This is a genomic window from Tritonibacter sp. SIMBA_163, from assembly GCF_046535935.1.
GTDB lineage: Bacteria > Pseudomonadota > Alphaproteobacteria > Rhodobacterales > Rhodobacteraceae > Epibacterium > Epibacterium scottomollicae.
Genome location: NZ_JAWJBP010000003.1, coordinates 377,320 through 393,082, shown reverse-complemented (window position 1 = coordinate 393,082; position 15,763 = coordinate 377,320). Strand labels below are relative to the sequence as shown.

At 59.6% G+C, this 15,763-nt stretch carries 14 protein-coding genes; 7 read left to right on the top strand and 7 right to left on the bottom strand.

The features are described 5' to 3' along the window. From R0J92_RS08830 to ychF, 3 genes are all read right to left on the bottom strand, one after another. A partial coding sequence (locus R0J92_RS08830; protein ID WP_411051408.1) for a hypothetical protein occupies positions 1-617 on the bottom strand: 617 nt, incomplete at its 3' end. A 918-nt stretch (positions 618-1,535) separates the two neighbouring features. Then, positions 1,536-2,459, bottom strand: a complete 924-nt coding sequence (locus tag R0J92_RS08825) for a nucleoside hydrolase (protein WP_411051407.1) — start codon at positions 2,457-2,459, stop codon at positions 1,536-1,538. A gap of 158 nt (positions 2,460-2,617) precedes the next feature. Then, positions 2,618-3,715 carry a redox-regulated ATPase YchF gene (ychF, locus tag R0J92_RS08820; protein WP_106161941.1) on the bottom strand — a complete coding sequence of 366 codons (1,098 nt, stop codon included), beginning with the start codon at positions 3,713-3,715 and terminating at the stop codon, positions 2,618-2,620. Positions 3,716-3,900: 185 nt separating this feature from the next. Between ychF and R0J92_RS08815 the strand changes: the two genes are divergently transcribed. Both R0J92_RS08815 and trpA read left to right on the top strand, forming a co-directional pair. Beyond that, positions 3,901-4,413, top strand: coding sequence for an acyloxyacyl hydrolase (locus tag R0J92_RS08815; RefSeq protein ID WP_411051406.1), 513 nt, complete (start codon positions 3,901-3,903; stop codon positions 4,411-4,413). A gap of 113 nt (positions 4,414-4,526) precedes the next feature. Next, entirely contained in the window at positions 4,527-5,330 is an 804-nt protein-coding gene (gene trpA, locus R0J92_RS08810; protein WP_411051405.1) for a tryptophan synthase subunit alpha, read from the top strand. 88 nt (positions 5,331-5,418) lie between these two features. Here trpA and R0J92_RS08805 read toward each other — a convergent pair whose 3' ends face one another. Continuing rightward, complete coding sequence (locus tag R0J92_RS08805; RefSeq protein WP_411051404.1) at positions 5,419-6,834, bottom strand: ATP-binding protein; 1,416 nt, start codon at positions 6,832-6,834, stop codon at positions 5,419-5,421. Positions 6,835-7,319: 485 nt separating this feature from the next. Here R0J92_RS08805 and R0J92_RS08800 point away from each other — a divergent pair, with 485 nt between their 5' ends. Then, entirely contained in the window at positions 7,320-8,483 is a 1,164-nt protein-coding gene (locus R0J92_RS08800; RefSeq protein WP_411051403.1) for an L-lactate dehydrogenase, read from the top strand. A gap of 10 nt (positions 8,484-8,493) precedes the next feature. On the opposite strand, the gene R0J92_RS08795 is transcribed toward R0J92_RS08800, so the two are convergent. Then, entirely contained in the window at positions 8,494-9,660 is a 1,167-nt protein-coding gene (locus R0J92_RS08795; RefSeq protein WP_411051402.1) for an MFS transporter, read from the bottom strand. 90 nt (positions 9,661-9,750) lie between these two features. On the opposite strand from R0J92_RS08795, the gene R0J92_RS08790 reads away from it, so the two are divergent. Both R0J92_RS08790 and R0J92_RS08785 read left to right on the top strand, forming a co-directional pair. Further along, positions 9,751-10,389, top strand: coding sequence for a hypothetical protein (locus tag R0J92_RS08790; protein ID WP_411051401.1), 639 nt, complete (start codon positions 9,751-9,753; stop codon positions 10,387-10,389). Positions 10,390-10,481: 92 nt separating this feature from the next. Continuing rightward, positions 10,482-11,117, top strand: a complete 636-nt coding sequence (locus R0J92_RS08785) for a 50S ribosomal protein L25/general stress protein Ctc (RefSeq protein WP_106161935.1) — start codon at positions 10,482-10,484, stop codon at positions 11,115-11,117. A 150-nt stretch (positions 11,118-11,267) separates the two neighbouring features. Here R0J92_RS08785 and R0J92_RS08780 read toward each other — a convergent pair whose 3' ends face one another. Beyond that, positions 11,268-11,747 carry a hypothetical protein gene (locus R0J92_RS08780; RefSeq protein WP_317384279.1) on the bottom strand — a complete coding sequence of 160 codons (480 nt, stop codon included), beginning with the start codon at positions 11,745-11,747 and terminating at the stop codon, positions 11,268-11,270. Positions 11,748-11,926: 179 nt separating this feature from the next. Here R0J92_RS08780 and pth point away from each other — a divergent pair, with 179 nt between their 5' ends. Further along, complete coding sequence (pth, locus tag R0J92_RS08775) at positions 11,927-12,670, top strand: aminoacyl-tRNA hydrolase (protein WP_411051400.1); 744 nt, start codon at positions 11,927-11,929, stop codon at positions 12,668-12,670. 156 nt (positions 12,671-12,826) lie between these two features. Beyond that, on the top strand, positions 12,827-13,147 hold the full coding sequence (locus tag R0J92_RS08770; protein WP_106161933.1) for an antibiotic biosynthesis monooxygenase family protein: 321 nt from the start codon (positions 12,827-12,829) through the stop codon (positions 13,145-13,147). A gap of 70 nt (positions 13,148-13,217) precedes the next feature. Here the strand turns inward: R0J92_RS08770 and amt are convergent, their stop codons facing one another. Next, the gene (gene amt / locus R0J92_RS08765) at positions 13,218-15,647 is read right to left on the bottom strand and encodes an ammonium transporter (RefSeq protein WP_411051399.1); all 2,430 of its coding nucleotides are present in this window, start codon (positions 15,645-15,647) and stop codon (positions 13,218-13,220) included. Between the last annotated feature and the right edge of the window lie 116 nt (positions 15,648-15,763).

Below are 15,763 nucleotides of genomic sequence, written 5' to 3'. Positions count from 1 at the left end.
TCCAGCGTCACCGCCGTGCCCGAGACCTCCGACTGATCCGCACCCGCATTCGCTGTCGGCGCCGCGTTGGCGGGCGGTGTTGACCCCACCGAGCCATCGGAGTCTGACGCAGTTGCGCTGATGGCTGACCCGTCAAAGGTGCCTGACAGATCACAGTCAGGTGTGATACCAGCACCCGAGCAAGAGATATTGTTTATTTGCACGCCTTCCGTGAGCGTAATTCCTTCGAACACCACCGCGCCGAACGATGTGGCATTGGCCGGGACAGCTTCGTAGTAGCCGACATTGAAGTCGCCATTAATCGCGTCAAACTGGATTTGGATCACATCCGAGGTCGCTGCAGGTTCGGCGTGGGTGCATTGATCAAGAGTCAGGTCCAACCAGACCTCTCCACCGTTGGGCGGGATGTTATTGAGTGGAGGACAATCGTTGTACTGCGCCTGCGCGGGCACCGCTGCCGTGAACCAGAGCATCACGCCAACGAGCGTCGGGAGGCAGTTTCGCGTCAGCCTGGATATCAGGTGAGCGCGTTGACAGATCTGGCCGTTTCGGCGTCCTAGCCCAAGGAATGTCGCAATCAAATATCCGAACGAGAACGTCATGTCTGCCAGTTCCATTTAAGAAGTTGCCCAAGACGGCGATTTAAGATCACACCAACAGTAACAATTTCAAGTTGATTACTTATGCACCTCAAAATTGATATTTCACACAACCCCTAGCAGTCAATTGCCCGATTAAGAAATCCTTCAAACTCAAAGTTCATTGTTTTTTGCCAATTGGAATGATTGAGGTTTCTCAAGCAGATCTGATCAATGAGCAACCTCAACCTTTTGAATGAAGCGCAATTGCAGCGTCTGAGAGCTGCTCTTTTCGGAGAGCCACGGCACCTCCTGCATTGATGATCTGCGCATCTGGAGCGGAATAGTTTCCCTCCATCGCAATAGCTTGCGATGGAGGGACGCTTCTCAGGGACACGTACCGCACAGTTGAGAGGACCGTGGCTCCATTGGGGCCGCGTAGGTCCCTGAAACGCCCTACAGAAGCGGAAGCGCTGAAGCGATAGAGGCATCGTCGCGCAGAGGCTGGCCAGCTTGCCCGCCGATCATGGTGAAAAGAGAACTATCATGAGCGAAGCAACATATCGCAAAGCGCAGCGCACGGCGGCCAGCCTCTCGATGAAACAGAGGGGCGCAGACGCCTGAACCGCCGAACCAAGGGCGTCATGAACATGAAACTGCATGCCACCTGCAACAGCCATGGGCGCACTTAGAAACGCCGGACAGGTCAGCGATCACGTCGGCACGCGGACTTAGTGCCGCGGCCTGCCAAAGGTCAGATGGATGCTCGGAAGGGGGGGGCTATGACACAATCCGACTCAGAAAAGTCCTGAAGAACGCGAGGATACGCCCCCGTCAAAAAACGACAGGCTTCGTGCCGTAAATCAGCGAAGCTTTACAGGTTGCTTGGTCGATAAAATCGACAAAACCGCGGGCCTCTTCAGCGAAAGGATCACCTTCCGCTGAAGAGATGCAATGTCAGGGAAGAAGTGACAAGCGCTTGAGAAAGAGGGATTTCACAGCCTCCGCATCAACGCCCATCGCCACATGCGTGTCGCCGCGAGCATCTTCTGCAACGCGGGTCTCACCGGATGTTTCTTGTTCGGTCGACACCGTGACCTTCACCGCGCGCGTCTCAAACAGCTCTGCATGGGTGCAGGCGATCACTGCGGCCGGATCGTGCAGGGAACAGCCATTGAGGTTTGCAACTTCCTGATAGAACTTGATGTAAAAGACGCTCATCTCCTTGAGCATGCCGCCTAGATCGGGCGAACGCTCCTTGATGGCGTCGAAATCCTCGGGCGTGCAGAGGATCTTCAGCGTTACATCCAAGCCCACCATGACCACCTTGCCCGCAGCCGCCGCGAACACCACTTCCGCCGCATGCGGGTCGTGGTAGATGTTGGCTTCGGCGTGAGGAGTGATGTTGCCGCCCGCCTCGAGCGAGCCGCCCATGATGACGATCCGTTTGCAATTCTTGACGAATTGCGCGTCACGCTGGATGGCGACGGCGATGTTGGTCAAGGGCCCGATAGGACACACCACCAGCTCGCCTTTGTGCTCCCGCGCCATGCGGATCAGGAAATCGGCGGCGTCTTCGGCCACAGCGGCGCCCTTGGGCGTGGCGGCGGGTATTTCTCCAAAGCCCTCATCACCATGCACATGAGCAGAGGGCTCGAACGGCGGCAGCACCAGCGGCTGTTCGGCGCCATGGGCCACCGGCAGGTCCAGTTCTGCTGCCTCCAGCAGGCGCAACGCGTTGCGGGTGGCGGTCTTGGTGGTCACGTTGCCAAAGATCGTCGTCAGGCCCAGAAGCTCGATATCCGGGGCGGCGGCGGCATAGAAAATCGCCATGGCATCGTCGATGCCGGGATCCGTGTCGATGATGAGTTTTGTTGTCATTGTTATCCCTACCACTGAATAATTGGATGGGTGTAGCAATGTGTTAGCGGCAACTCAAGCGCCTGCCGCGTTCGGCGAGGCGAAACACCAGTTCCAGAAAAATGCCCGCCTTTTTTCAAAGACGGGCATTGCGGACCATTCGGTTCAGAGCGCGCCGGTCAGGTGTTGAACAGGAAGTGCAGCACGTCGCCATCCTTGACGATGTAGCTTTTGCCCTCTGCGCGCATCTTGCCCGCTTCCTTGGCACCGCTCTCGCCGCCACAGGCGATGAAATCATCATAGGCGATGGTCTCGGCGCGGATGAAGCCTTTCTCAAAATCGCCGTGGATCACACCAGCCGCCTGGGGCGCGGCAGTGCCGGTCTTGATAGTCCAGGCACGGGCTTCCTTGGGGCCGACGGTGAAATAAGTCTCGAGGTGCAACAACTCGTAGCCTGCGCGGATCAGACGGTCGAGACCCGCCTCCTCCAGCCCCATTTCGTCGAGGAACATCTGCGCCTCTTCCGATTCCAGCTGGCTGATTTCCTCTTCGATCTGCGCCGAAATGATCACATGGCTGTTACCTTGGGCCGCCGCCATCTCTGCCACTTTGGCGGAATGGGCGTTGCCGTCAACGCTCTCGCTCTCACCGACATTGCAGACATAAAGCACCGGTTTGGTGGTCAGAAGCTGCAGCATCGTCCAGGCCTTTTGGTCGTCCGCGTCGACCTCCACCAGCCGGGCCGGTTTGCCATCTTCCAGCATCGCCTGCGCGGCGGCCAGCAGCCGGTCCTGCTGCTGGGCCTCCTTGTCGTTGCCCTTCAGCTTGCGCACCAGGTTGGCGCGGCGTTTTTCGATGCTTTCAAGGTCGGAGAGCATCAGCTCGGTCTCGATGGTGTCAGCGTCGGCAACCGGGTCGACGCGGCCATCCACGTGAGTGACGTCACCATCCTCAAAACACCGCAAAACATGGGCGATCGCGTCCACTTCGCGAATATTGGCGAGGAACTGATTGCCCAGCCCTTCGCCCTTGGAGGCGCCCTTCACAAGGCCTGCAATATCGACAAACGTCATCCGCGTCGGGATGATCGATTTCGATTGCGCGATCCCGGCCAGTTTCTCCAATCGGGCGTCGGGAACTCCCACCTCGCCCACGTTCGGCTCGATCGTGCAGAACGGAAAATTTGCCGCCTGCGCCGATGCGGTCTTGGTCAGTGCGTTGAACAGGGTCGACTTGCCGACGTTCGGCAGACCCACGATTCCCATTTTAAAGCCCATACCGGCCTCCTGATGCCATTTGGGAGCCAGCACTTAGGCTCTATCTGCCATTTTCGCAAGCGCACAGCGTCTGAGCAGGCGGCTCATAACTGTTGACACATAGCTGTCACATTCCTTTATCCTGATTTCACGCAACCCGCAGGCCGATGCGCCACGCGCCGGCAGCCCCAGTTCGCGAGGATCTCATGCGCAGACTTGTAACCACGTTTGCCCTTCTCCCGTCTCTGCTCTTCACATCTGTAGCACAGGCTCAGGAACTTGTTTTCGGCTTCGGGCATGCCGACTTCCTTGCGGAACAGGCCGACGATGGCGCCTATCTTTCAGCCGATTACCTCGGCACGCGAGACTGGCGCCTGCTCGGGTTTGATGCGGGACTTGGTGTCACCGCACAGGTGCATGAAACAGGTGACATTTTCCTCGGCGGCGGCCTTCAGGCCCAGCGCGACCTGGGACGGCGTTGGTTTATCGAGGCCAGCGTGATGCCGGGGGCGTTCTTCGAGGGGGAAAAAGCCAATGATCTCGGTTCTACCTTCGAGATCCGCTCGCTCGTTGGTATCGGGCGCGAGCTGCGCGGCGGGCGTCGTCTGTCGCTGGCATTCACACATATCTCCAACGCCTCCATTGGCGACCAGAATCCAGGCCTCAACGCCATCAGTTTGCGCCTTCACGTCCCCCTGCGACATCGCGCAAGAAACTGAGCTTTCCAAGACGGCTTAAAGTTAAACATCGCCCTGAGGTCTCGTCGGGATTGATTTTGCCGGGAAGTTTCGGCACATCAAACCAAGCAACAGAGATCTCAGAAGGCCCGCACATGACCCGTCCCACCACACGTATCGACGCCAAATTTGCCGAACTGTCTGCAGCGGGCAAAAAGGCCTTCGTCACCTATGTGATGGCGGGCGACCCCGACTATGACACTTCATTGGAAATGGTCAAAGGCCTGCCCGGCGCTGGCGTAGACATCATCGAACTCGGCCTGCCCTTCACTGATCCGATGGCCGACGGCCCGACCATTCAGCTTGCCGGGCAACGTGCGCTGGAAGGCGGCATGACTTTGGAGCGCACGCTCCAATTGGCGCGCGACTTCCGCAAAGAGGACGACACAACGCCGATCGTGCTGATGGGCTACTATAATCCGATCTATTCTCGCGGTGTGGAGACATTCCTTGCCGATGCCAAGGCTGCAGGCATCGACGGGCTGATCGTGGTAGATTTGCCGCCCGAGGAAGACAGCGAGTTGTGTCTGCCTGCCCAGGCAGCGGGTCTCAACTTCATCCGGCTGGCCACACCCACCACCGACAACGCCCGCCTGCCGCGCGTGCTGCAAAACACCTCCGGATTTGTCTACTATGTTTCGATCACCGGCATCACCGGTGCGGCAGAGGCCGAAGCATCGGATGTTGGCCCAGAGGTGTCGCGCATCAAAGCGGCGACCGACCTGCCCGTGATCGTAGGCTTTGGTATCAAAACACCGGAGCGCGCACAGACCATTGCGTCGATCTCTGACGGCGCCGTAGTGGGCAGTGCCATCGTTGCCGAAATTGGTGCCGGAAAATCCGCGTCCGAGGTGCTCGCTTTCGTGAAATCACTTGCGGATGGCGCACACGCGGGCTGACCCCGGCGTCCTGACACAGAATGCTAAACGGCGGCCAAGCGGGCCGCCGTTTAGCATTCTGCTGCTGAGCGTCGCCCGGGGACGAGGTTTAAGCGCTATCTTCGACGATTGGAGCATCCAGCAAGGCCTGCGCCATCACGCGAAGCAGGCGGTCCTTACGGATCGGCTTTGCCACATGGTAGTTCATACCGCTCTCAAGATAATGCCTGACTTGATGCACCAGCGCATTCGCCGAGACAGCAATGATCGGTACCGGCGTGCGATCCTGTGCACGTTCCTCGGCCCGGACCTGCCCGGCTGCAGTCACCCCATCCATCAACGGCATATTCACGTCCATCAGCACCAGATCGGGCTCGACCCGACGACAGGCCTCAACCGCTTGCTCGCCGTTCTCGACCCAAAGAAGATCCAGATCATGGTGGCGCAGGATATGGTGAAGCACCATGCGATTGGTGCGATTGTCCTCTGCCACGAGGACCCGCCAGCGCCGCCGGGCGATCACGTCCACATCCGCCTTCTGATCCGGTTCAGGCGTCTTTTCCAGCGGCGTGGCACGCGACACGCGGAAGGTGGCGCAAAATTCGCTCCCGTCGCCCATGGCACTTCGGCACTCCAGCTCACCGCCCATGCGCAGACAGATCTGGCGCGAGATCGCCAAGCCCAGTCCGGTTCCACCATGGTTGCGATGCACGCTGGCATCGGCCTGCACATAAGGCTGAAACAATCTCTCGACCTGCGCCTGCGACAAGCCGACACCGGTATCCCGCACTGTCACCGACAAGATCAGCGTGCCGTCCTGATGGTCCGTCAAATCAGCTGTCAGGGTGATCGCGCCACGATCAGTGAACTTCGCCGCATTGGACAGCAGATTTGTCAGCACCTGCTGAAATCGGGTCGGGTCGATATTCACCCAAGTCCCGCCAGCTGAAAGCGCACCACCATAAAGGCGGGTGAAATCCAACCCCTTCGCCTCCATTCGAGGCTGAAACTGGCGACAGACCGCATCCAGAAGATCCACCACGTCGATAGGCAGACGCTCCAGCTCCAGCTTGCCCTCTTCGATCTTCGACAGGTCAAGGATGTCATCAACAATACTGAGCAACAGGCGCCCGCTCTCGCGCAGGACATCGAGGATCTGCGCCTGCTCCTCGACCAGCGTGGTATCCGCCAGAGCCGAAGCCATACCCAGAACTCCGTTCAGAGGCGTACGGATCTCATGGCTCATGGTGGCGAGAAACTGTGTTTTGGCAGCGCTTTCCGCCTCTGCCTCGGCCCGATCACGTGCGAGGTCCTCTGTGCGTTCCTTCACCATCCGGTCCACTTGTCGCGCCAATGCCACCAGCGATCCATTGGCGCGGCGCAACGACTGGGACTTGCGCTCCAGCTGTGATTCCAGCTCCGCGCTCCGTTCCCTCTCCCGCTCCAACTCGATGAGAAGGTCACGATAGGACGGGTCATCTGACGCGCGTTCGGGCACCAATGGATCCTCGGGACGCAGTGTCATGACGGTCTCTGAGGGGCGGCTTCGGGACACATTGGACAACGACGCAGGGGCACGCGATGCAAAGGCACACGCGGCGCACGGGCAACCAGGGCGGCAATATCCCCGTCGTCCAGATTCGATATGAACACAACCTTCACGTTGCTTCTACCTCCAGAAGATGCCGCAGCCGTTAGGCCCTGTCTGCATGGATAAATTCCAGGCAGGACACGCATCAGGTCTAAAATCAAGAAACGACCCCGAGCGCTCTGCACGCGGGGCGGCATAAATTCAAAGCTGCGCACTGGTCAGCTCATGAAACTCCGGCAATTCTCCAGAAGCTTCGCAGGTGTCCGGTCCGCATATCATGACATCGCGATTCCGGCAGGTGTCCGTCAATAAACTTGCACAAAACCGTAAATGCAAGATTACGATGGCCTCGCTTGCCATGCCAGCGTCAGATTGGTAAGAAAACATTACCAGTCGCGCGCACGTCGAGGAGTTTATTCATGCCCGTCATTACCAATATAGAGGATCTGAAGCGCATCTACGCGCGGCGTGTGCCAAAGATGTTCTTCGATTATGCCGAGAGTGGCTCCTGGACCGAACAGACCTTTCGCGACAACACCACCGATTTCGAGCAAATTCGCCTGCGTCAACGCGTGGCTGTAGACATGGCCGGCCGCTCCACCGCCTCTCGAATGATCGGACAGGAGGTGGCCATGCCTGTGGCCTTGGCGCCCGTGGGGCTGACCGGCATGCAATCCGCCGATGGCGAGATCAAGGCCGCCCGTGCCGCAGAAGCCTTCGGCGTGCCTTTCACGCTGTCGACAATGTCAATCAATTCCATCGAAGAGGTGGCCGAGGCAACCACCAAGCCCTTCTGGTTCCAGCTATATACGATGAAGGACGAGGACTATATGCGCCGCCTGATCGGGCGCGCCAAGGCCGCCAATTGCTCGGCCCTGGTGATCACCCTCGACCTGCAAATCCTCGGCCAGCGTCACAAGGATCTGAAGAACGGCCTCTCCGCGCCACCGAAGCTGACACCGCGGACCATCGCGAACCTGATGACCAAATGGGCCTGGGGGATCGAAATGTTGAGCGCGAAGCGGCGCAACTTCGGCAATATTGTCGGCCATGTTGAAGGCATTTCCGATGCCTCATCACTCGGCGCATGGACCGCCGAACAATTCGACCCCTCGCTCGACTGGGGCAAGATCGAAAAGCTCAAGGAGATGTGGGGCGGCAAGGTGATCCTGAAGGGCATCCTCGATGAGGAAGATGCCAAGATGGCCGCCAAGGTTGGTGCGGATGCGATTACTGTGTCCAACCACGGTGGCCGCCAGCTGGATGGCGCATTGTCATCGATTCGCATGCTGCCCCAGATCATGGATGCGGTCGGCGACCAGGTCGAAGTGCATCTGGACAGCGGCATTCGCTCCGGCCAGGACGTGCTGAAGGCGCTGGCGCTTGGCGCCACCGGCACGATGATCGGGCGCGCCTTTGTTTACGGGCTTGGCGCCATGGGGCAACAGGGCGTCACCCGAGCGCTGGAGGTCATCCACAAGGAACTGGACACCTCGATGGCACTCTGCGGCGAGAAATCTGTCAGCAATCTTGGACGACACAATCTAATGGTGCCAGAGGATTTCACTGGTCGCTGGGCCTGAACGCCCAGACCTAGGCCACCACACCCGCCCTGCGCGCCGAGGCCCGCAGAGCGGGCACCAGAATGGCGGTGATGCACAGGAGCATTCCGCCCATCATCGCCAAGGCCAGCCGCAATCCAAAAGCTTCCGCCATGAACCCGATCACCGGCGGGCCGATAAAGAAACCGCAGTAGCCAATCATCACCATGCGCGAAATCGCGGCACCGCGCAGTCGGGATGGGATCGCCTTCCCCACCCAAGCCAACGCAGTTGGGCCAATGACCGACACACCCAGCCCAAGAATTGCAAACCCTGCATAGGCCAGCCCCTGCACCGGCGCGAAAGCGGCCAGCAAGAGCCCGAAAGCCGCGAGTGCTGCCGCGATCTGCATCAGCTTGCCTTCGGCAATACGGCGCACCACCTCCTGTCCGGACAAACGCCCGATCCCCATAGTCAGACCAAGGATCGCCGGCCCGATCGCACCTTCGGCGGCACTGGCTCCAAAGGCGCGCTCCAGGTGTAGGGCAGACCAGTTTTCCGTCGCCTGTTCCGCAGTGAAGGCGATCAACACGATCACCCCTGCCAGAACGACCATCAGCCCCGGCAACGCCGCAGACGATGTGCCATCCTCTTCGCCAGTGCGGTCTGATGGCACCGCATCGCGCATGCCAAGCGCCAGCAGCGCCGACACCGCAAGAATTCCCGCAAAGCACCAAATCGGCGGCACACCAGCCTCCCGTACCAGCCCGGCCACCAACGCGGCCAGCGCATAGGCCAGCGAAAACAAACCGTGATTGAGGTTCATCAGCGACCGCCCCGTGCGGGCTTCCAACCCGCTGAGCCGCGCGTTCATCACCACGTCCAGCAGACCAGCGGCTCCGGAGGCCACGAACATGGCCGCTGCAAAGGTGACCCAACTGTACGCCAACCCCGGCAACAGAAACGCTGCGGCCAACATCAGAGCGCAAATCACCATGGCTGCCGGACCAAGCCTTCGATCCACCCGCGGCGCCAGCCACATCGCGCCAACGGCCCCCACGGCCCCGACAAGAAGTGCCAGACCAAATTCGGCGTCGCCCAATCCCGCCTGTGACTTCAGTTGCGGCGCATAGGCTGCGAAGGCTCCGACACAGAACCCCATGACAGCAAAGGCCCGCCCATGCACCGCGCTGGTGCGCATATCCGTAAAAAATTCCATGCGCGTGAGGATGCACAGTGCGCACGGCGCCACAATCGGCAAATTGTACCGCTACAGATCTGGTCCATAGGTCTCGGCAGGGCTATGCCAATGAACATGCTGATCTTCACGCCCCAAGCTCTCGCATTTGTCGCGATTCCCAAAACCGGGACCACCGCCATAGAGCAGGCGTTGCGCCCGCACGCGGACATCGTGTTTCGCGGCGCCCGCAAGCATATTTCCACCAAGCGCTTTCACCGCAAGGTCCGCCCGTTCATCAGCGAAACCTTCGACGTCGCCCTGGAGAGCTTTGCGGTGCTGCGCGAGCCCGAGGACCAGATCCGCAGCTGGTATAAATATCGCACGCGTGACGAGATCAGGGACAAACCGGAATATTCTGGCCACTTGACGTTCGAAGAATTTGTCGAGGCGCTCCTCTCCGAGACCCCTCCCCCTTGCACCCAGATCGGCAGCCAGCTTCGCATGCTCAGCGGGCGCGGCGGACGGCTTCTGATTGACCATTTGTTCGCCTACGAACGTTGGGACCGACTGGAAACCTTTCTGAGTGAACGGTTCGAGCAGAGAATCACCTTCGAACCACGCAACGTATCACCACAGGTGCCGACAGAGCTGTCAGAGCAGACCCGTGCGCGCTTGCGTGTGGCGCGCGCGGCAGAGTTCGACCTTCATGCACGTCTGATGGAGTCTGACGGGAAACTGGCGCCGAGACAGGCAAAAGCGGCAGTTTAGGGCTTTCCAAACAGGGCTTTTCCGTCTAACAGAGCGGCTTCACGCGGGGTGACAGCCTTGGAGGCACCCCCGATTATATATGGAGAATAAAAATGGCGAATGAGATTCCTGATCTCGTATGCCAGGAACGCGCGGGGACGGGCAAGGGCGCCGCTCGCGCTGCACGCCGTGCGCATCTGGTTCCTGGAGTTGTATTTGGTGGTGACGTGGATCCGCTGGCGATTCAGATCCCCTACAACGAACTGCTGAAAAAGCTGAAAGCCGGCCGCTTCAAGTCGACCCTGTTCAACCTCAAGGTTGAAGGCCACGACGATGTGCGCGTGATCTGCCGCGACGTCCAGCGTGACATCGTCAAAGACCTGCCGACCCACTTCGACCTGATGCGTCTGCGTCGCACCTCGAAGATCAACCTGTTCATCCCCGTTGAGTTCATCAACGAAGAAGAATGTGTTGGCCTCAAGCGTGGCGGTGTCCTGACCGTTGTCCGCGCCGAAGTCGAACTGGTCGTGACCGCCGGTGACATTCCGGAAAAACTGACCGTAGACCTCGCAGGCAAGGCCATCGGCGATGTGATTCACATCTCCGACGTCACCCTGCCCCAGGGCTCCAAGCCGACCATCGACCGTGACTTCGTGATCGCGAATGTCTCTGCTCCGTCCGGCCTGAAATCCGCGGACGATGAAGCCGAGGACGAAGCCGAAGAAGCGGAAGCGGCTGCAGAAGAATAAGATCTCGCCCATTCCGGGCTGACGATTTTACAGAACGGGTCCCTCGCGGGGCCCGTTTTTATGTGCCGACTATTGAGGTGTCAGACCTGCTGCATGCGGCGGCGACGCGGCGGGCAGACCCACAACCGCTTGCCACCTTCTGAGGTCGCCTCACGGGCCGTCGTAGGTTGCCAATGCGCCGCCGTTGACGAGATGCGTCAGAAGCTGATCGCGCGCGTAGCGGTCTCGCTGTTTGATCGCGACAGCCTCTTGCGCGGTCAGCTCGCGACGCTCAAACCCCTGTTCCGACAGACAATCATCCACCGCATCAATCGCGCCATGACGTCGGGTGTGTTCTTCCCCGCTCGCCGCAGCGATTGCGCCGGGCAAAATACCGAGAAAGATCATCGAGGCGATATAGCTGGACGTCACCGCCGCCTTTCCGCCCTTCGGTCCCTGCGGCGCACAAAACGCCAACGACTGGCGCGCTTCGAAGACGGAGCTTCCGGTCTTAGTGGGCACCGACGGCCCCGGCTCCACCGCGCAGCCAGCCACAACTGTGCCGATGAGGAGCGCCGCAACGCCCCGCGCTCGCCCCCGAGAGCCATTCGTGCAGTCGCGTTGGTCCCGTTTCAAAAGTACTTTAAACATAATTATTGCCCCTAAATCCCCACACCATACCGCACAAACGGCACAGCCTTCGCAAGATCTGACAAACGTATTGGACCAATTTGTGGCAGAACTCGCGCGAAAGGAAGCCGACTGCCGACACTGGATTCTTGCCGACAAAACAGGCATCACTGCACCAACAGGAACCAGCGGAGCACATCATGAAACTCTTCGTCGGCCTCGGCAATCCGGGCGCGAAATATGCGGGCAACCGCCATAATATCGGCTTTATGGCGCTGGACCAGATCGCGGCGGATCATGGCTTTTCACCGTGGAAGGCCAAGTTTCAGGGACAGCTGAGCGAGGGAAGCATAGGTCGCGAAAAGTCCATTCTGCTGAAACCTCAGACCTTTATGAACAACTCCGGCCAGTCCGTCGGCGAAGCACTGCGGTTCTTCAAACTCACACCAGCCGATGTGATGGTGTTCCATGACGAGCTGGATCTGGCACCGGGGAAATGTCGTGTGAAACAGGGCGGCGGCCACGCCGGTCACAACGGGTTGCGTTCGATCCATGCTCATATCGGGGCGGACTACGGGCGCGTCCGTCTGGGCGTTGGTCATCCGGGGCATAAGGATGCTGTGGCAGGCTACGTGCTGCGGGACTTCCCAAAAGCGGATCAGGGCTGGCTCGACGACCTCCTGCGCGGCATCGCCGACGGCGCCCCCTCGCTCGCCCTTGGGGATAGCGGCAAGTTCATGAACGCGGTCGCCCTGCGCGTCGCACCACCGCGAAGCTCGACCGGAACCGAGGGCGGCAAACCTGCCAAGCGGACACAGTCGTCCCCGCAAGCCGCGCCGGAAAAAGCGGCTGCGACCAAGGCCGCAACGCCGCCCGCCCCTGAGGCGCCCCTCGCTGAGGACGCCCGTTCGCCGATGCAGAAGCTGCTGGATAAATTCAAGTAACGCGCAGACCCTGGCTACTGCCAAGCCCGGATTGAGCGGCCTTTGACTTGAAGGCGGCCGCCCTATTGGCGTAGGTCAGGGCATCGGCCAGCCGAACGCTTGCGTTGCATCAGCCAGCTTTGCTCCACACATATCTGCAAGAATGGACACTGCCACATGAGCTTTATCGCCATGAACCGATTCAAAATTCGCCCCGGCCGCGAAACCGATTTCGAAACCATCTGGAGAGAACGCGAAAGCCGCCTGCGCGAGATGCCAGGGTTTCGAGAATTTCGCCTGCTCAAGGGCCCCGAGCACGACGATCACACCTTGTACTCCAGCCATGTGATCTGGGAGTCCCGCGCGGATTTTGAGGCCTGGACGAAGTCCGACCAGTTCCGCGCATCCCACCGCGGCGCCGGAAAGCGTGACGGCGAAAGCCCCATTCTGGGTGCCCCACAGTTCGAAGGCTTCGAGACGGTCCTGCACGAAGGCTGAGCACTCTTTTTTCACCGAGGGGGCCGCGCCACGCAGGCGGACCCCTCGGTGAAATGTGGTCTGCTTCGCCCTATGACGCTTCGGTGTGCCCCGGAGGCGCGGCAGGGGATCGACGCAGCTCTTCTGCCGACCACTCTGCATCCTGCCTGTCTTCGGCGCTGTCGAGATCGAACTGCGCCACAGAGGCGCTCAGCTTGTCAGACAACGTATTGATGGCATTGGCTTCCTGCGCCAGCACGCCGGATTGCTCCGCGCTTTGTCGGGCGTCATTCTGCAGGATCGTGGCGGTGTGAGCGTTCTGCGACAGGCGCTCCTCATTACGTGTTGCGTTGCTGCGCACACTGTCGGCCTGTTGCCGCACATCCTCGATGGATCGCGCAACGGACTTGGCCTTGCTGGAGGCGTTGGCCATGCGTTCGGAAACCTGCCCCGCGACACGACGCTGCGAGTCGACTTCAGTGGTGATGCCCTCGACCGAGGCATGAATGGCCTTCATCAATTCCTTGATCCCGGAAATGACAGAAGAGGCATCGTCCGACTGCAATCGCATATTGGAGATCCGGCTTCGGATTTCCTCGGCAGCCATATTGGTTTCTGCAGCCAGGCTGCGCACCTGTGCCGCGACGATGGCAAATCCTTTGCCCGCATCCCCAGCCCGCGAGGCCTCGATCGCCGCATTGATTGCCAGCATATTGGTTTGCATGGTTATCTTCTGAATAAGCCCGACCACAGCCTCGATTTCCTCGGAGGCTTTGGACAACGCTTGCATGGTTTCGACCGCGTCGCCCGACAGCTGGTTGGCCTCATGGGTCACGCCGCTGGTCGAGCTGGCGTTTTGTGAAATATGGCTGATCGACGTCATCATATCCGAAATGGCGTCCGAAACGGCGGTAACCTCGCCCGACATACCCTCAGCGCTGGTCGATATCGTCGTCATCTCCGCCAGGATTTTCTCTGCAAGCGCACGGTTACTGCGCGCCTGCCCCACCACTTCGGTTGAGCTTTCGCTGACACTTCCGGTTAACTCCCCCGTCCGCGCCGCGCCCTCTCGAAAGGAACTGGACAGCGTTTCCAGCCCGGACGAGGACTGTTTCATTTTGCGAGCATTGTCGCGGATATCACAAACCAGAGCGTGCACCTGATCGATGAAGGGATTGAACAGGCCGGCCAGCTCCGCCGCCTCATCCCCGGCGGTTTCATCAAATCGGCGCGTCAGATCGACTCCGTTCTTCGTCATCGCTTCCAACTGCTTCTGCAGAGCCCCAGTACCCAGAGTGGCGCCATGTTCGGTGCTGTTCAGACCGATGATCTCATCTTCTTCGGGCACACGAATTCCGGCCACAAGATCAATCACCTTGAAGAACACGAGGCTCAGACCAAAAGCCCAAGCAAAGATGATCGCCACGCCCTCCAATTGCACCAGCGCCTGCGCGCCGGGCGTATCGAGCGCAAGCTTGCCCGGCAGCGCAAAAAAGACAAAAATAACCGTCCCATAAGCGCCACAGATACCATGCACAGACACGGCGCCCACAACATCGTCCAGCTTCAGAATGTTTTCCATCACCCATTCCGAGGCCACGACCAGCATGCCAGCCCCTGCCCCGATGATCACAGCCCCCTGCACGGTGACAGCATCGCACCCGGCCGTAATCGCAACCAAGCCTGCAAGGCTGCCATTGATCGGACGGTGCGGAATATTCACGGGATCAATGACCCTCCCTGTCAGAATGCCCATCACGCCGCCGAAACAAGCCGCAAGCAACGTGTTCAGCACGATGTGGGCAATGTCTGGACTGGCTGCGGTGGTGGAGCCCCCATTGAACCCGATCCACCCCACCCAGAGGATGATCGCGCCCCCCGTGGCCAACACATAGCTGTGACCGTGCAGCAGGTTGGGTTTGCCGTCCGCATTGAACTTGCCGATCCGCGCACCCAAGACCACAATGCCAGCCAGCGCCACCCAGGCGCCAACCGAATGCACCACGGTGGAGCCGGCAAAATCGATGAAGCCCTTGTCCGCCAGATAGGCCGGGTTCTCACCGTTCAACAGGTTGCCCCAAGCCCAGTGGCCGCTGATCGGGTAAACAATCAACCCGATGAACAGCGCCGCGGCAACATAGACCCCATAGCGCATCCGCTCGGCGACGGCCCCGGACATGATTGTCGCGGCCGTACCTGCGAATACCGCCTGAAAGACGAAAAAGGTATAATGCCAGTCGTCCGCCTGCTTGATCGCGAAGGTATCAGTACCAAACCAACCCGCCCGCGACGTGCCGAACATCAGACCAAAGCCAAGCACATAGAATGCGCTGACGGAGACCAGAAAATCGGTGATGTTCTTCTGCGCGACGTTAATGCTGTTTTTCGACCGCGACATCCCGGCCTCGACGAGCAGAAACCCCAGTTGCATCATCAGCACCAGTGCCGCGGCGATGATCGTCCACAAATGATCAGCGGCAAGCTGCAGCTCCTGCACGGCCTGCAAAGTCGTATCCTGCATGGGAAAACCTGAAACCAGTTAAAAAACAGCCTCAGAATGGGGTGCGAGCCTATAACATGCCGTTAAAAAAGCGGTCCTTGCCGAGTGTTCCCGGCTCCATAGTACTAGAGCATCGC